The following is a 15460-nucleotide window of genomic DNA, read 5'->3' on the forward strand; positions in this document are numbered from 1 at the left end:
CAAGGGGGCGGAACGTCATGGCGGAGCCGGAGTTCACGGCCACGGGCGTGCGGATCGGGCGGCGCTTGCGCTCCCTCACCCGGGCGGGCCAGGTCCGTATCGCCGACGGCAGGCTGGAGTTGCTCACCAGCTACGGCAAGGAGATCGACAGCGCGCCGGTGCAGGCGGTGCGCACGGGCAAGCCGTGGTTCGCCGCGGACGACCACGCGCTGGCCGAAGTGAACGGCAGGCGCTACCGGCTGACCCTCGGCGAGCGTGAACCGGGGCCGGGCCAGGGCGGTCCGCCGACCGTACGCAGGTTCATGGAGGCCGTACGCAGGGCCGCGGAGCGGCGTCGGCGAGGCTGAGCGGCGGTCACGCGGCGCCACCCGCGAGTTGCACGCCCGCACCCCCTGAGTCACTCTGGTCTCACATCACTCTGGGTTTACCGGCGATGACGCTGAAGAACCAGCCCGCCGCCGGCCACGCAGCAGGCGGCAGACCACGCGGCCCCCTGCTCCGATCCGAACGTCGTCTTCTTCCGGACCTCAATTCGGGGAGTCGCAGCCGTGATCAGCCAACCAAGCAGGCATTGCACGGTAGAGCTGCAAGCTCTGCCGTCGCGGATCCGCCAGGTCCGCAGAATCATCTCTGCGCAGTTGCGCTACTGGCATCTCGATCCCTTGATAGACCAGGCAGCCCTCGGCGTGACCGAGTTGCTCAGCAACGTCCACCGGCACGCCGAGCCCGACAAGGAGTGCACCGTGGAGATCAAGCTGCTGCTCGACCGCCTCACGGTCTCCGTCCACGACCACGATCCTCGGCTGCCCGAGGTCCACGAGGCCGACCCCTTCGACACCTGTGGCCGCGGCCTCGCGATGGTGGCGGCGGTGAGCGAGTCCTGGGGCGTGTGCCCGCAGGGCGACGCGGGAAAGACCGTGTGGTTCACGCTCCCCGCGCCGTGCCCCTCGGCAACCGTGCCGTCGTACCCCCTGTACGGGGCGGCCGGGTCGGCGGGGGCGGCCGCGAAGACTCCCGCCCGGTCGGCCGTTGCCGGCTGACCGGGCGGTGACAGCCTCGCCGCGAACGGCATCTCCCGGGACAGGGCATGTCGCCCCGGTCCCCGCAGCGCATCGAGGCGTGCCGCCCGCCGAGCGGGGCGCGGGCCCGCCGCGGCTCCCGCGGCCGGGCCCACCAGCGCGACCACCGCGAGCCGCCCCGGCGGAACGGGGCACACGAAGGCGCTGAGTCGTTCTCACCATTGGTGTACCTACTAGTATGTACACTGGCTCCATGAGCACTCCGGAGCGTCTGATCGAGTCCACGCGCGAGCTGCTGTGGGAGCGGGGCTATGTCGGGACGAGCCCCAAGGCCATCCAGCAGCACGCGGGCGCGGGGCAAGGCAGTATGTACCACCACTTCACGGGCAAACCCGACCTCGCGCTCGCCGCGATCCGGCGTACGGCCGAGGAGATGCGAGCCACCGCCGAGGCGGTCCTCGGCGGTTCCGGGTCGGCGTACGCGCGCGTGGAGGCGTATCTGCTGCGCGAGCGAGACGTATTGAGGGGCTGCCCGGTCGGGCGGCTCACGATGGACCCGGACGTCATCGCGAGCGACGCATTGCGCGCGCCCGTCACCGAGACCCTCGACTGGCTGCGCGACCGGCTCGCGGGGATTCTCGAAGAGGGGGTGGCCCAGGGCGAGTTCACCGATGCGCTCGTGCCCCGGGAGATCGCGTCCACGGTCGTCGCGACCGTGCAGGGCGGCTATGTCCTCGCCCGCTCGTCCGGTGCGCCGGCCGCTTTCGACGCGGCGGTACGCGGCCTGCTCACCCTGCTCGGCGCCTGCGCCGCTTCTTCGCGCACCACCCGTCACTAGCGGCATTCCGGCTACTGCCGCCCCTACCACCACTGCCACTACCGCCCATGGAGTCGTACGTTGCACATCACCCGCGATCGGTCCGACAGCCTGCGAGGACCCGCCGAGCACTTCACCGGTACGGTCTGGCTCGACGAGCTGGCCGCGCCCCCGCCCCCCTCCCGGCTGCGCATGTTCAGCGTCCACTTCGCCCCGGGCGCCCGCACCGCCTGGCACCGCCACCCGCACGGCCAGGTCCTGCACGTCACCGAGGGCGAGGGTCTCGTGCAGCGCGAGTCGGGTCCCGTCGAGGTGATCAGGGCGGGCGACACGGTCTGGATCGAACCGGATGAGGCGCACTGGCACGGCGCGGGGCCGCGCACGTTCATGACGCACCTCGCCGTGGTCGAGGCCGCCGAGGACGGCACGACCGCCGACTGGGGCGCCCTGGTCGACGCCGACACCTACCCCAACTGCCTCTAACATTACGGGAGTACGCGGTGCACGCGATGCAGTACGAGATAACCCTGCCCGCCGACTACGACATGGGCGTCATCCGCCACCGCGTCGAGACGAAGGGGCACCTCCTGGACGCCTTCGCGGGACTCGGTTTCAAGGCCTATCTGATGCGCGAACGCGGCAGGGACGGCTCGCCCGTCAACCAATACGCGCCGTTCTACCTCTGGAACACCGCAGCGGGCATGAATTCCTTCCTGTGGGGGCCGGGCTTCCAGGGGCTCGCCGATGATTTCGGGCGACCGGTCGTACAGCACTGGTCGGCTGTCGCCTACGAGGATTCGACTCCGTCCGCGGTCGCGCCGAGGGCGGCGGTGCGCCGCCGCCAAAGGATCCCCGAGTCCACGCGGCTGCCTGAGCTGGCCGATCAACTCGCCCATGGGGTCGAGACGTCGGTCAGGGTGGATGGCGCGGTGAGCGCGATCGCCGCCGTTGATCCCCGGACCTGGGAAGCGGTGCACTTCTCCCTCTGGGAGCACGAGGCACCCGAGGGGACGGGGGACGTCTTCCAGGTGCTGCACCTGTCGACGCCCGAGCGCGGGAAACTGGCGACGGGGCGGCAATGGTGACCTCCGCCCCCGGAAAGGTCCGTACGGTTCTCGGTGATATCGCCCCGGCGGACCTCGGAGTCTGCGACGCCCACGACCATCTCTTCCTGCGCAGCCCCCAATTGCCCGGCCAGGAGCTGGAGGCGGCCGGGGCGGCGGCCGAGGAGCTGGCCGCGTTCCGGACGGCGGGGGGAAGCGGCGTCGTGCAGTGGACACCGCACGGGATGGGGCGGCGCGCGGAGCTGCTTCCGGAGCTGTCCAGGGCGACGGGCGTGCGTATCGTCGCCGCGACGGGGTTGCATCAAGCCGCCCACTACGTACCGGAGTTGCTGGCGCGGCTGCGCTCGGGGGACCTCGCGGAGCTGTTCGTCCGCGAACTTACCCAAGGCATCGCGGACTCCGGGGTGCGGGCCGGACTGGTCAAGGTCGCGGGCGGCTTCCACGGGCTCGACGACCACGCCCGCTGGACGATGACCGCCGCGGCTGAGGCCCATCGCGCGACGGGCGCGCCGATCGCCGTCCACCTGGAGCTGGGCACCGCCGCGCTGGACGTACTCGACCTGCTCTGCGGCGAGTTGTCGGTTCCTGCGCGGCGGGTGATCCTCGGTCACCTCAACCGCTTCCCCGACCTCCGCCTCCACCGGCAGGCCGCCGAGGCGGGCGCCTTCCTGGCCTTCGACGGCCCCTCCCGGGCCCACCACGCCACGGACTGGCGCATGCCGGACGCGGTGCGCTCCCTGGCCGACGCGGGCTTCGGGGACCGCCTGCTTCTCGGCGGCGACACGACCACGGCGGGGGCACGGTCGGTGCGCGGTGGGCCCGGAATGCCGTACCTGCTGCGCGGGACGCGACCCCGGCTCGAAAGCGTCGTGGGCGAGGAGCTGACGCAGCGGATCCTCACACTCAACGCGGGGCGCGCCTTCGGGGTCGAGTGGGCTTGACCCAAAGGCTGTTGCGGGCACTCAGCCCAGCGCGCGCAGGGGGTCGTCCAGCACCGGCTGCCAAGCCAACTCCGCCGCTCCGACCAGGCTGTTGTGGTCCAGCGTGCAGGCGAGGATCGGTACGCTGCCGCTGCGCCCCCACAGGCTGCGGTCGGCGACGACGGCGCGCAGCCGCTCCGGGTCCGCCTCCAGGAGGGCGCGGTGCAGGCCGCCCAGGATGATCCGGTCCGGGTTGAGGAGGTTGACCAGCCCCGCGAGGCCGAGCCCCAGCCGGTCGATCAGCGCCTCGGCGGCCGAGCGCACGGACGGGTCGTCGTACGCGTCGCGGAGCAGGGCGCGGGCCTGCACGAGCAGCCCCTCGGGTCCGGGCTCGCGGCCCGACTCCGTCAGGAAGGCGAGGGGATCCGTCTCGACGTCCAGGCAGCCCCGGCTCCCGCAGTAACACGGCCGCCCCTCGGGATTCACGGTGAGGTGGCCGACCTCCAGGGCGAGACCCGAACTGCCGGTGTGCAGGCGGCCGTCGAGGACGAGGGCCCCGCCCACGCCACGGTGGCCGGTCGCCACGCACAGCAGGTCCCTGGCGCCGCGCCCCGCGCCGTGGCGGTGCTCGGCGAGCGCGGCGAGGTTCACGTCGTTCCCGGCGAAGGCCGGACCCTCGATGCCCGCCGCGCGGACGCACTCCGTGAAGATCTCACGGACCTGCGCGCCCGCGGGCCAGGCCAGGTGCAGCGGATTGAGGGCGGTGCCCTCCGGCTCGGCCACCGCGGACGGCACCGCGAGGCCCGCCCCCACGCAGCGCCTGCCGGTCTCCCGCAGCAGCCGCGCGCCCGCGTCGACCACGGAACCGAGGACCTGCGCGGGGTCGGCGTCGACGGTCTCGCAACCGGGCGCGGTCGCGACCGTACGCCCGCCGAGCCCGACCAGCGCGGCCCGGAAGCCGTCGGCGTGCACCTGCGCCGCCAGCACGACGGGTCCCTCGTCCGCGACCGAGAGGCGGTGCGAGGGCCTGCCCTGCGAGCCCGCGGCCGCGCTCGGCTTGGCGTCGATCCTGATCAGGCCGAGCGCTTCCAGCTCGGCGGCGACGGCACCCGCCGTGGCGCGCGTGACGCCCAGCTCGGACGTGAGCACGGCGCGGGTGGGCGCCCGCCCGGTGTGCACCAGTTCGAGCGCGGGACCCAGCGCGCCGCGCCCTCGCTCCAGGCGGGTACGCGTGGTCACTTCCCCCTCGGCACGGGGGTCAGCCTTGCCGTTCATGAGGGCGAGTCTCCCATGATCCGTACACGGCCTCGCCGTTCGCGCGTCATCCGTCGTTCCGCCACGAACCCGCCCCGCCCCCCGAAACGGCCTGCCCACCGCCCCCGCTCTGCGCCGTCTGCGCGTGGCGCTCACCGTCTTCTTCACCCTCGACGGCTTCGTTTCGCCGGGTGGGTCGTGCGTATCCCCGCCCTCAAGGAACAGACCGGCGCCTCGGCGAGCGGCTCGGGCTCGCCCTGCTGGCCTTCGGAGCCGTATACGGCGGTATCAGCGTCGCGATGAACAGCGCCGCCGTCGACCTGGTGAGCGCGCTGCGGCGGCCCGTGATGCCCAGCTTCCACACGGCCTTCAGCCTCGGCGTCACCGTCCTCGGCCTCGCGGTCACCGCGGCGGCGCCCACGCTGCTGCGGGGCGGGGCGGCGGACCTCCCTGGGGCAGGGGCGTCGACGCTCGGCTACGGCGGCATGCTCATCGGGCCGCCCCTCATCGGGTTCATGGCCGGCGCGCACGGAGCGTACAGATCGTTCGGAGCACACGGGGCGCATGGAGCGTACGGAGCACACAGCGCATCCGGAGCGCAAGCGATCCACGGAAACGGTCTGACATATTCCGGAGCCTTCCGTTCGACCGCGCTCCATCCGACACAATCCCCGCATGGACATTTCCCGGCACATTCAAGTAGTCAGCGAGGAAGGGCGGTTGCTGGCCCGGGCCGCCGAGGAGGCCGGGCCCGACGCCAAGGTGCCCACCTGTCCGGACTGGGAGGTACGGGACCTGCTGCGGCACACCGGCATGGTGCACCGCTGGGCCGCGGCGTTCATCACCGAGCGGCGCACCGAGTTCCGGCTCGGCGGTCAGCTGCCCGACCTGGACGGCGCGGCGCTCCTCGACTGGTTCCGCGAGGGGCACGCCGCCCTGGTGGACACGCTCACCACCGCGCCGCCGGACGTCGAGTGCTGGGCGTTCCTGCCCTCCCCCTCGCCGCTGGCCTTCTGGGCGCGGCGGCAGGCGAACGAGACGACCGTCCACCGGGTCGACGCCGAGGCCGCGCGCGGCGGCACGCCGTCGCCGGTGGGCGTCGAGTTCGCCGTGGACGGGATCGAGGAACTGCTGCTGGGCTTCCACGCCCGCGAGAAGAGCCAGGTGCGCAGCGCCGGCCCCCGGGTGCTGCGGGTGCGGGCCACGGACGCGGCCGCCGAGTGGAGTTGGACCATACGCCTGTCCGAGGGGCCGCCGATCGCGGAGCGCGGCGCGACGGCCGCCGCCGACTGCGAGGTGTCCGGGCAGGCGGCGCGGCTCTATCTGGCGCTGTGGAACCGGCTGCCGTTCCCCGAGGTGACCGGCGATCGCTCGCTCGCGGCACTGTGGCGGCAGAAGTCCGGCATCGTCATGCGCTGAGGGCGGGCGCCTGGGCCGGCCCGGTGGGCGCCCCGCTCAGCTGTCGCATGCGGTGCCCGCGGCACCTTCCGCGAGCATCCGCTTGAGGACCGCCCGTTGCAGCGGCCGCACCTCGCGGTGGAGTTCGCGCCCCTTGGCGGTCAGGGAGACCCGGACGCCTCGCCGGTCCTCACTGCACATGCCGCGCTCGACGAGCCCGTCCTTGTCCAGCCGACCGATGAGGCGGGAGAGGGCGCTCTGGCTCAGATGCACCTGTGCGGAGATCTCCTGCACGCGGAACGTACAGCCGCCGTCGTCCGACGACCCTTCGGCCAGCACGTCGAGGACCTCGAAGTCGCTCGCCCCGAGGCCGTGCGGATGAAGCTCACGGTCCAGCTCGCACTGGGTGCGCGCATGTACCGCGAGGATGCCCCGCCATTGATCCACGAGCTCCTGCTCGGCCGTTTTCGCCGCCATGACATCGCACGGTAGCAGAGAAGACCCCCATTGTTGCATCGTAATTAAATGCACTTGCACTCAATGCATACGCATGTAAGTTACTCCGCATGACTTCTCCGCTCACGCCGGTCTCCGCGTCCCCGGAGCGCTGGACCCCCCGTCTGTGGGGCACGCTGCTGGTGCTCTGCGCCGCGATGTTCCTCGACGCGCTCGACGTATCGATGGTGGGCGTCGCCCTGCCCTCCATCGGCTCCGAACTGAACCTCTCCACCTCGACCCTCCAGTGGGTCGTCAGCGGCTACATCCTCGGCTACGGAGGGCTGCTGCTCCTCGGCGGACGCGCCGCCGACCTGCTCGGCCGCCGCCGCGTCTTCCTCATCGCGCTCGGCGTCTTCGCGCTCGCCTCGCTGCTCGGCGGCTTCGTCGACTCGGGCCCGCTGCTGATCGCCAGCCGCTTCATCAAGGGCCTGAGCGCCGCGTTCACCGCGCCCGCCGGCCTGTCCATCATCACGACCACGTTCGCCGAGGGCCCGGTCCGCAACCGCGCCCTCACCATCTACACCACCTGCGCCGCCACGGGCTTCTCCATGGGCCTCGTCCTGTCCGGACTGCTCACCGAGGCCAGCTGGCGCCTGACCATGCTGCTGCCCGCGCCCATCGCGGTGCTCGCGCTGATCGCCGGGCTCAAACTGATTCCCCGCAGCGCCCGCGAGCAGAACAAGGGCGGCTACGACGTGCCGGGCGCCGTCACCGGCACGGCCGCCATGCTGCTTCTCGTCTTCACCGTCGTGGAGGCCCCCGAGGTGGGCTGGGCCTCGGCCCGCACCCTCCTGTCGTTCCTCGCCGCGGCCGCCCTGCTCGCCGTCTTCGTCCGCATCGAACTGCGCACGGCCAGCCCGCTGGTCCGCCTCGGCGTCCTGCGCTCGGGGCCCCAACTGCGGGCCCAGCTCGGCGCGATGACGTTCTTCGGCGGCTATGTGTCCTTCCAGTTCCTCGCCACGCAGTACTTCCAGTCGCTGCTCGGCTGGTCCGCGCTGGAGACGGCGCTCGCCTTCCTGCCCGCGGGCGCGCTGGTCGCCCTGTCGTCGACGAAGATGGGCTCGGTGATCGACCGGTTCGGCACGCCTCGCGTGATCGTCGCCGGGTTCGTGCTCCTCGTCGCCTCGTACGTGCTGTTCCTGCGGATCAGCCTCACCCCCTCGTACGCCGCGGTGGTGCTGCCGTCGATGATCCTGCTCGGCTTCGCGTGCGCCCTGGTCTTCCCCTCGCTCAACATCCAGGCCACCAACGGCGTGGACGACGACGAGCAGGGCATGGTCTCCGGGCTGCTCAACACCTCGATCCAGGTGGGCGGCGCGATCTTCCTCGCGATCGTCACCGCCGTGGTCACGGCGTCCTCCCACGCCGACGACTCCTCGCCGCAGGCCGTCCTCGACAGCTTCCGGCCGGGCCTGATCGTGGTGACCGCCATCGCGGTCGCCGGGCTTCTCATCACCCTCACCGGACTGCGCGCCCCGCGTAGCCGGGGATCGCTCGTCGTCACGAAGTCCGTCCCGCCGGAGGCCGAGCGGGAGGCGGCCGAGCGGGAGCGCGTGGCCGTGCGCGACTGAGGCGTCCCCCCGAGGTGAGCCGGGTGCCCGGCGGCGGTCGCTTGCCCGCCGGGCACCCGGCTGTGACACTTCCTCCCATGGCAACGACGGAGTATTCGGGGCGGCGGTCGGCCGCCGAGCGGGACGCGATCACCATCGAGATCGGATACGCGCTCGTCAGCGGGCTCGTCGTCGCCCTCGCCGTCATCGGTGTGGTGATCGCCGGTCCGCTCCTGGCCTTCGACCCGCCGCGCGCCGTCGTGAGCGCGCTCAAGGTGACCGGGGTCTCGCTGGCGGCGGTGGCGTTCGTCGTACGGGTGGCCACCGTGCTGTGGAAGTTCCACGACCGGCGTCCGGAAGCGTCTCAGCCCAGCCAGCCGGGGCGGACCAGACCCGACTCGTAGGCGAGGACGACCAGTTGGGCGCGGTCGCGGGCGCCCAGTTTCACCATCGTCCGGCTCACGTGCGTCTTGGCGGTGAGCGGGCTGACCACCAGGCGGCGGGCGATCTCCTCGTTCGAGAGTCCGATCCCGACCAGCGCCATCACCTCCCGCTCCCGCTCGGTCAGTTCGGCGAGGGCGTCGGCCGCGGCCGGCTCCTTGGAGCGGGCCGCGAACTCGGCGATGAGCCGGCGGGTCACCCCGGGCGAGAGCAGCGCGTCGCCCTCGACCACCGCCCGCACCGCGCGCAGCAGTTCATCGGGCTCGGTGTCCTTGACGAGGAACCCGGAGGCTCCGGAGCGGATCGCCTCGAAGACGTACTCGTCGAGTTCGAAAGTGGTGAGCATGACCACCCGCACACCGTCCAGACCGGGTTCGCCGGTGATGCGACGGGTCGCGGCGAGACCGTCCAGCCGGGGCATGCGGATGTCCATCAGGACGACGTCGGGGCGCACCTCGCGCACCATCCGGACCGCTTGCTCGCCGTCCGCGGCCTCCCCGACGACCCCGATGTCCGGCTGCGCGTCGAGAAGCGCCTTGAAGCCCGCCCTGACCAACGACTGGTCGTCGGCGAGCAGTACGCGGATCACTGGTCCTCCCGGGGTGCCGTACGGGCCGTGGAGTCCCGGCCCGCCGCAAGGGGCAGCACGGCGGTCACACGGAAGCCGTCGTCCTGGCGCGGGCCCGCCTCGATCGTGCCACCCAGGGCCGCGGCGCGCTCGCGCATCCCGGCAAGTCCGTTGCCGCTGCCACCCGCGTCGGCGCCGGTGGCCGGTCCGTCGTCGTCGACGCGCAGGACGAGCGCCGCCTTCTCGTGGCGCACCAGCACGCGCGCGTGGCGTGAGCCGGAGTGGCGTACGACGTTCGTCAGCGCCTCCTGGACGATGCGGAACGCGGCGAGGTCCGTGCCCGGCGGCAGCTTCGCGGGGGCGCCTTGCGTGGTGACGTCGACGGTGAGCCCCGCGCTCCCGGCCTGATCGACGAGTTCGGGGAGCCGGTCGAGCCCCGGGGCGGGGGCGCGGGGCGCCTCGCCGGGGGCCCGCAAGGTGTCCAGGACCTGGCGCACCTCCCCGAGCGCCTCCTTGCTGGCGGCCTTGATGGTGGTCAGCGCGGTGCGGGCCTGTTCGGGGTCGGAGTCGAGGAGGGCGAGGCCCATACCGGCCTGGACGTTGATGACGGAGATGCTGTGCGCGAGGACGTCGTGCAGTTCGCGGGCCATGCGCAGCCGCTCCTCGTCGGCCCGCCGCTCGGCGGCCCGCGCGCGCTCGGCCCGCTCCTTGACCCACTGCTCGCGGCGTACGCGGCCCAGCTCGGAGACGGCGGCGATCGCGACCACCCAGACCGCGACCACGATCTCCTCGCTCCAGCGGCCGGCCCCGTCGTCACCGGGCGGCAGCCAGCGGTAGAGCCAGTGCGCGAGGAGCAGATGCCCCGCCCAGAGCGCGCCGACGGCTCCCCACGCCGCACGCCGGTGCCCCGCGACGACCGCGGCGAAGCAGCCCACGGCGACGGTGAGCAGGACCGGGCCGTACGGGTACCCGGCGGCGAGGTAGACCAGGGTGAGCCCGGCGGCGGCGTACACCACGGTGACCGGGTAGCGGTGGCGCAGCAGCAGCACGGCCGTGGCCAGGAGGAGCAGCACCCTGGCGAAGGGCCCGAGCGCCGCACGGTCGGGCTGGGCGTGTCCGGCGAAGCCGGAGCCGATCTGCACGAACACGGTGAGCGCGAGCGTCGTCGGCCAGGGCAGTCGGCGTCGCGTCCCCTCCGCGGGCATCCACCAGGGCGGCCCCTGCCGCGCCGCTCCGTCCGCCGGGACCGGAAGCGGGCCACGGAAGTCGCGTTCGCGCTGCTCGTCCATGCCGCTCACGCTATGCGCCACGCGGGTCGGCGGGCGTCCGCCGGGCGTGGTGATCACGTGTACTCCCGCGGGAGTATCCGCGCCCGTCCCGGCGGCGCAGTCGCCTGTCTAGCGGTCCATCGTGCTCAGCGCTCGTCCCGCCAGGGGGTGCGTCCGCACCAGCTCGCCCAGGGTCGTCGAACCGCGGGTGATCTTCGCGAAGGCGTTCCACGCGGGGCGGAAGCCCGTGATCGCCGCGTGGAACATGCCGGGGCGGCGCTCGAAGATCTGGAGCATGCGGCGGCCGACGCTCATCTCGACGCCGAGGCCCGCCTTGATGGCGAACGCGTAGTTCAGGGCCTGGCGGCGGGCGTCCACCGCGTCGTGCGCCTCCGCGATCCGTACCGCCCACTCCCCCGCGAGCCGTCCGGAGCGCAGCGCGAAGGAGATGCCCTCGCGGGTCCACGGCTCCAGGAGGCCCGCCGCGTCGCCGCAGACCAGGACCCGCCCCCGGGACAGCGGCGAGTCGTCACTGCGGCAGCGGGTGAGGTGCCCGGAGGAGATGCTGGGCTCGAACCCGGCGAGGCCGAGGCGGGCGATGAAGTCCTCCAAGTACCGCTTGGTGGCGGCGCCTTCGCCGCGTGCGGAGATGACGCCGACGGTGAGCGTGTCGCCCTTGGGGAAGACCCAGCCGTAACTGCCCGGCATGGGGCCCCAGTCGATGAGGACGCGCCCCGCCCAGTCCTCGGCGACGGTCGCGGGCACCGGGATCTCGGCCTCCAGGCCGAGGTCGACCTGGTCGAGCTTGACGCCGACATGCGCCCCTATGCGGCTGGCACTGCCGTCGGCCCCGACCACGGCGCGGGCGAGGACGGTCTCGCCGCCTTGCAGCACGACGGCGACGGTCCGCCGGTCGGGCACCTCGGAGCCGTGCTGCTCCACGCGCGCGACGGTGACGCCCGTGCGCAACTCGGCGCCCGCCTTCTGCGCGTGCTCGACCAGCTGCTGGTCGAACTCCGGGCGGTTGATGAGCCCGAAGAGCATCTGCCGGGAACGGCGGGTACGCGTGAACTTGCCGTCCAGGGAGAACGTCACCGCGTGCACCCGGTCGCGCAGGGGCAGCTCGAAGCCGGGCGGCAGGGAGTCGCGCGAGGGGCCGATGATGCCGCCGCCACACGTCTTGTAGCGCGGCAGTTCGGCTTTCTCCAGGAGCAGCACGCTGCGTCCCGCGACGGCCGCCGCATAGGCCGCCGAGGCCCCCGCGGGGCCGGCTCCGACCACGACGACGTCCCACACGTACCGGGCGTCGTCCGCTGAGTTCTCGCTGCTCACGTTGGTCTACCGCTCCTGATCCCGCTGTTGGCCGCGCTGTCCCCAGGCATCCTACGGCCGAGGCCCCGGGAACCCTCCTGTGGGAGGATCACCTGTATCCACACATACAACGTCGCACCCACGAGGAGCGTGCCCATGTCGCCGGATCCGATCGCCGGGACCATCGCCTCACTCATGCCGAAGGCGAAGGCGGAGCTGACCGAACTGGTGGCCTTCAAGTCGGTGGCGGACTTCGCGCAGTACCCGAAGAGCGAGAGCGAGGCCGCCGCGAACTGGGTGGCCGACGCGCTGCGCGCGGAGGGTTTCCAGGACGTCGCGCTGCTCGACACCCCGGACGGCACGCAGTCGGTGTACGGCTTCCTGCCGGGCCCCGAGGGCGCTCCGACCGTCCTGCTGTACGCGCACTACGACGTGCAGCCGCCGCTGGACGAGGCCGGGTGGGCCACCCCGCCGTTCGAACTGACCGAGCGGAACGGCCGCTGGTACGGCCGCGGCAGCGCCGACTGCAAGGGCGGCATCATCATGCACCTGCTCGCGCTGCGCGCCCTGAAGGCGAACGGCGGCGTCCCGGTGCACGTCAAGGTGATCGCGGAGGGCTCGGAGGAGCAGGGCACGGGCGGCCTGGAGCGGTACGCGGAGGAGCACCCCGAGCTGCTCGCGGCCGACACGGTCGTCATCGGTGACGCGGGCAACTTCCGGGTCGGCCTGCCGACGGTGACGGCGACGCTCCGCGGTATGACCCTCGTACGCGTCAGGGTGGACACCCTTGAGGGGAACCTGCACTCGGGGCAGTTCGGCGGCGCCGCCCCGGACGCGCTCGCCGCGCTGATCCGCGTCCTCGACTCGCTGCGCGCCGAGGACGGCTCCACGACGATCGACGGACTGGCGGGCGACGCCGTCTGGGACGGGCTTCAGTACGAAGAGGACACCTTCCGCAAGGACGCCAAGGTCCTCGACGGGGTGCGGCTGATCGGCGAGGGCACGGTCGCCGACCGGATCTGGGCGCGCCCCGCCGTCACCGTCCTCGGCATCGACTGCCCGCCGGTGGTCGGCGCGACGCCGTCCGTGCAGGCGGGCGCGCGGGCCTTGATCAGCCTGCGGGTGCCGCCGGGCGTGGACGCCGCCGAAGCGACGAAGCTGCTCCGGGCCCATCTGGAGGCGCGCACGCCGTGGGGCGCGCGGGTGCACACCGAGCAGATCGGGCAGGGCCAGGCGTTCCGCGCGGACACCACGAGCCCGGCGTACACGGCGATGGCCGAGGCGATGGGTGAGGCCTACCCGGGCCAGCAGATGCAGTTCGCGGGCCACGGCGGCTCGATCCCGCTGTGCAACACCCTCGCCTCGCTCTATCCGGACGCGGAGATCCTGCTGATCGGCCTGAGCGAGCCCGAGGCGCAGATCCACGCGGTCAACGAAAGCGTGTCGCCCGAGGAGCTGGAGCGGCTCTCGTACGCCGAGGCGCTGTTCCTGCGGAAGTACGCGAAGAGCTGACCGCCCGCGAGCCGTCCTTCCTCGGCAGGGGCGGCTAGCCGTCGATCGGGGCGCCCGCCTCCAGATAGAGCGCGGCGCCCCGCTCGCGTGCGCGCAGTGCCCAGCGCAGCCGTTCGTAGCGCACCGACGGCAGCAGGTCGGCGGCTTCCCGTTCGGTGACGAAGCGCCAGTCGCGCAGCTCGGGTCCCGGCAGCAGCAGGCGGTGGGCCTCGGTGCTGTCGAGCCGGCCGCCGTCGAAAAGGAACCGCATGCCTCCGTAGCCGGGCGGTTTGGGCGGCTCCCAGTCGGCGACCAGCAGGCGGAGGTCGTCGGGGAGTCGGATGCCGGTCTCCTCGGCGACCTCGCGCACGCCCGCGCGCGCCGGTGCCTCGCCGGGTTCGACGACACCGCCGGGGAACTCCCAGCCCGCCTTGTACGTCGGGTCGACGAGCAGCACCCGGTCCTGCTCGTCGAAGAGCAGCACACCGGCGGCGAGGGTCTCCGCGGTGGGTTCGGGGGTCTGCACGATGTCGCAGGCGGACGCGGCGCCGGTGCGCACGGCGTCGGCGACGCGTTCGGCGGTCTCGTAGGGGGTGAGCGCGCTGGTGTCGACGCGGTGGGCGTCCGCGCCGAGCCAGCCGGCGAGGGCCGTGCGGTACGGCTCGATGTGGTCGGCCGACCACTGCCGTACGCGCAGGTCGCCGTCGGGCAGGTCCGGGGGGACGTCACGGCCGGATATTCGGCCTCGCAGGATCGTTTCGTCCGGGGCGAGCACGATGTGGCGTACGGGAATCCTGCGCGAGGCGAGGCCGCCGAAGATCTCGTCGCGGTACTCCTGGCGCAGCAGTGTCATCGGCACCACGAGGACGCCGCCCACTTCGGCGAGGAGCGCGGCCGCCGTGTCGACGACGAGACGGCGCCAGATCGGCAGGTCCTGGTAGTCGCTCACCTCGGCGAGGCGCTTGGGCGGCAGCAGATAGGGCAGTGCGCCGCCGATGACTTCCGGGTCGAAGAGCGTGCTGTTCGGGATCAGCTCGATCAGTTCCCGTGCGGCACTGGTCTTGCCCGCACCGAACGCGCCGTTGAGCCAGACGATCACGGTTCCCCCTCTTCCGTCGGCCCCCTGTGGCTTGCCCGCAACACCCTGTCACGGAAACCAGGCACTGATGGGTGAGGAAGTCTCGCGTTACCGGGCGTAATGTCAAGCGGTTTGTTTAGGTTTCACCCGATCGCATGATGCTGACTTTCCGCGAATCGTTCCCGCACTCCAGAGTGCGCCGGGCCCGGCTAGCGTGGCCTTCCGGGCGCCCCGGTCCCCGGTGCTCCAAGAGAACTGGCATGCACGGTGCGCCGCCCCCTCCTCGTAGAGCGACGGCGCAGGCACTGGGGGATTGATGCGGCAGGAAGAACTGAGCGGATACGCGCGCGAGAACCTCCATCAACCACGCGTGTACGGCCTCGACCGTACGATCGTGATCGAGTTGCGCGGCGAGATCGACCTCGTGGCCTATCAGCGGCTGGCCCCGCTGTTCGATGCCGTGGCCGCGGGGCCGGAACCGATCGTGGTCGTCGACCTGAGTGAGGTCGACTTCTTCGACTGTTCCGGCATCTCCTTGCTGGTGCGGGCCCACCGGCGGGTGAGCGACAGAGGCGGCACGCTGCGCGTCGTCTGCACCCACCCGCTGACCCTGCGCATGCTGCGCCTCACGGGTCTGACCGGGGCCCTCTCCCCGGCGCCGACCGTGGCGGCGGCGCGGGCCGTTCTCGGTGATGTCACGCAGCGCGACGCTTGAGCGAGCGCGCCGCGCCTCCTCGTCTTACGTTGGCCAGGTAAGTCCCCCAGCGCGAAGCAGAGGAGTGA

Annotated in this window: 17 protein-coding genes and 1 pseudogene; 12 read left to right on the top strand and 6 right to left on the bottom strand. The window is 72.4% G+C overall.

Annotated elements, in window-relative coordinates:
• Positions 1-17: 17 nt before the first annotated feature.
• From IG54_RS0101970 to IG54_RS0101995, 6 genes are all read left to right on the top strand, one after another.
• A complete protein-coding gene (locus tag IG54_RS0101970; RefSeq protein ID WP_030776419.1) occupies positions 18-347 on the top strand; it encodes a hypothetical protein in 330 nt (109 codons plus the stop codon).
• Positions 348-548: 201 nt separating this feature from the next.
• A complete protein-coding gene (locus IG54_RS0101975) occupies positions 549-1040 on the top strand; it encodes an ATP-binding protein (RefSeq protein ID WP_030776420.1) in 492 nt (163 codons plus the stop codon).
• 232 nt (positions 1041-1272) lie between these two features.
• Positions 1273-1857 carry a TetR/AcrR family transcriptional regulator gene (locus IG54_RS0101980; RefSeq protein WP_234335928.1) on the top strand — a complete coding sequence of 195 codons (585 nt, stop codon included), beginning with the start codon at positions 1273-1275 and terminating at the stop codon, positions 1855-1857.
• Positions 1858-1917: 60 nt separating this feature from the next.
• Positions 1918-2319: a cupin domain-containing protein gene (locus IG54_RS0101985; RefSeq protein WP_030776425.1), complete on the top strand. Its 402-nt coding sequence runs from the start codon at positions 1918-1920 to the stop codon at positions 2317-2319.
• 17 nt (positions 2320-2336) lie between these two features.
• Positions 2337-2921, top strand: a complete 585-nt coding sequence (locus tag IG54_RS0101990; protein ID WP_030776428.1) for a DUF4865 family protein — start codon at positions 2337-2339, stop codon at positions 2919-2921.
• Positions 2915-3841: a phosphotriesterase family protein gene (locus IG54_RS0101995; protein ID WP_030776431.1), complete on the top strand. Its 927-nt coding sequence runs from the start codon at positions 2915-2917 to the stop codon at positions 3839-3841. The genes IG54_RS0101990 and IG54_RS0101995 overlap by 7 nt, the downstream gene beginning before the upstream one ends.
• Before the next feature lie 21 nt (positions 3842-3862).
• Here the strand turns inward: IG54_RS0101995 and IG54_RS0102000 are convergent, their stop codons facing one another.
• On the bottom strand, positions 3863-5095 hold the full coding sequence (locus IG54_RS0102000; protein WP_030776433.1) for an ROK family protein: 1233 nt from the start codon (positions 5093-5095) through the stop codon (positions 3863-3865).
• A 91-nt stretch (positions 5096-5186) separates the two neighbouring features.
• On the opposite strand from IG54_RS0102000, the pseudogene IG54_RS42775 reads away from it, so the two are divergent.
• A pseudogene (locus tag IG54_RS42775) lies at positions 5187-5505 on the top strand (MFS transporter); the annotation flags it as partial.
• Between the two features lie 244 nt (positions 5506-5749).
• Positions 5750-6493: a maleylpyruvate isomerase family mycothiol-dependent enzyme gene (locus IG54_RS0102010; protein ID WP_030776439.1), complete on the top strand. Its 744-nt coding sequence runs from the start codon at positions 5750-5752 to the stop codon at positions 6491-6493.
• 36 nt (positions 6494-6529) lie between these two features.
• Here the strand turns inward: IG54_RS0102010 and IG54_RS0102015 are convergent, their stop codons facing one another.
• A complete protein-coding gene (locus tag IG54_RS0102015; RefSeq protein ID WP_030776441.1) occupies positions 6530-6949 on the bottom strand; it encodes a MarR family winged helix-turn-helix transcriptional regulator in 420 nt (139 codons plus the stop codon).
• 89 nt (positions 6950-7038) lie between these two features.
• Between IG54_RS0102015 and IG54_RS0102020 the strand changes: the two genes are divergently transcribed.
• The gene (locus IG54_RS0102020) at positions 7039-8541 is read left to right on the top strand and encodes an MFS transporter (protein ID WP_030776444.1); all 1503 of its coding nucleotides are present in this window, start codon (positions 7039-7041) and stop codon (positions 8539-8541) included.
• A gap of 77 nt (positions 8542-8618) precedes the next feature.
• Entirely contained in the window at positions 8619-8924 is a 306-nt protein-coding gene (locus tag IG54_RS0102025; protein WP_030776448.1) for a DUF6332 family protein, read from the top strand.
• Here IG54_RS0102025 and IG54_RS0102030 read toward each other — a convergent pair.
• From IG54_RS0102030 to IG54_RS0102040, 3 genes are all read right to left on the bottom strand, one after another.
• Positions 8885-9550, bottom strand: a complete 666-nt coding sequence (locus IG54_RS0102030; RefSeq protein ID WP_030776449.1) for a response regulator — start codon at positions 9548-9550, stop codon at positions 8885-8887. The genes IG54_RS0102025 and IG54_RS0102030 overlap by 40 nt on opposite strands.
• On the bottom strand, positions 9547-10818 hold the full coding sequence (locus IG54_RS0102035) for a sensor histidine kinase (protein WP_051819203.1): 1272 nt from the start codon (positions 10816-10818) through the stop codon (positions 9547-9549). The genes IG54_RS0102030 and IG54_RS0102035 overlap by 4 nt, the downstream gene beginning before the upstream one ends.
• 108 nt (positions 10819-10926) lie before the next feature.
• Complete coding sequence (locus tag IG54_RS0102040) at positions 10927-12129, bottom strand: geranylgeranyl reductase family protein (protein ID WP_030776454.1); 1203 nt, start codon at positions 12127-12129, stop codon at positions 10927-10929.
• Between the two features lie 135 nt (positions 12130-12264).
• Here IG54_RS0102040 and IG54_RS0102045 point away from each other — a divergent pair, with 135 nt between their 5' ends.
• Complete coding sequence (locus tag IG54_RS0102045) at positions 12265-13620, top strand: dipeptidase (RefSeq protein WP_030776457.1); 1356 nt, start codon at positions 12265-12267, stop codon at positions 13618-13620.
• Positions 13621-13654: 34 nt separating this feature from the next.
• Here IG54_RS0102045 and IG54_RS0102050 read toward each other — a convergent pair whose 3' ends face one another.
• Entirely contained in the window at positions 13655-14698 is a 1044-nt protein-coding gene (locus tag IG54_RS0102050; RefSeq protein WP_030776460.1) for an NUDIX hydrolase, read from the bottom strand.
• Between the two features lie 295 nt (positions 14699-14993).
• Here IG54_RS0102050 and IG54_RS0102055 point away from each other — a divergent pair, with 295 nt between their 5' ends.
• Positions 14994-15392 (top strand): STAS domain-containing protein, encoded by a 399-nt coding sequence (locus IG54_RS0102055; protein WP_051819204.1) that lies wholly within the window; start codon positions 14994-14996, stop codon positions 15390-15392.
• Positions 15393-15460: the final 68 nt, after the last annotated feature.

This window comes from Streptomyces sp. NRRL S-920 (assembly GCF_000717945.1).
In the GTDB taxonomy this organism is placed as follows: domain Bacteria; phylum Actinomycetota; class Actinomycetes; order Streptomycetales; family Streptomycetaceae; genus Streptomyces; species Streptomyces alboniger.

What these genes read in the sequence shown, in the direction of transcription:
- IG54_RS0102035 (WP_051819203.1), bottom strand. Translation starts at nt 10,818, where the DNA reads ATGGACGAGCAGCGCGAACGCGACTTCCGTGGCCCGCTTCCGGTCCCG.
- IG54_RS0101995 (WP_030776431.1), top strand. Translation starts at nt 2,915, where the DNA reads ATGGTGACCTCCGCCCCCGGAAAGGTCCGTACGGTTCTCGGTGATATC.
- IG54_RS0102045 (WP_030776457.1), top strand. Translation starts at nt 12,265, where the DNA reads ATGTCGCCGGATCCGATCGCCGGGACCATCGCCTCACTCATGCCGAAG.
- IG54_RS0102015 (WP_030776441.1), bottom strand. Translation starts at nt 6,949, where the DNA reads ATGGCGGCGAAAACGGCCGAGCAGGAGCTCGTGGATCAATGGCGGGGC.
- IG54_RS0102010 (WP_030776439.1), top strand. Translation starts at nt 5,750, where the DNA reads ATGGACATTTCCCGGCACATTCAAGTAGTCAGCGAGGAAGGGCGGTTG.
- IG54_RS0101970 (WP_030776419.1), top strand. Translation starts at nt 18, where the DNA reads ATGGCGGAGCCGGAGTTCACGGCCACGGGCGTGCGGATCGGGCGGCGC.
- IG54_RS0102025 (WP_030776448.1), top strand. Translation starts at nt 8,619, where the DNA reads ATGGCAACGACGGAGTATTCGGGGCGGCGGTCGGCCGCCGAGCGGGAC.
- IG54_RS0101980 (WP_234335928.1), top strand. Translation starts at nt 1,273, where the DNA reads ATGAGCACTCCGGAGCGTCTGATCGAGTCCACGCGCGAGCTGCTGTGG.
- IG54_RS0102020 (WP_030776444.1), top strand. Translation starts at nt 7,039, where the DNA reads ATGACTTCTCCGCTCACGCCGGTCTCCGCGTCCCCGGAGCGCTGGACC.
- IG54_RS0102055 (WP_051819204.1), top strand. Translation starts at nt 14,994, where the DNA reads ATGCGGCAGGAAGAACTGAGCGGATACGCGCGCGAGAACCTCCATCAA.
- IG54_RS0102000 (WP_030776433.1), bottom strand. Translation starts at nt 5,095, where the DNA reads ATGAACGGCAAGGCTGACCCCCGTGCCGAGGGGGAAGTGACCACGCGT.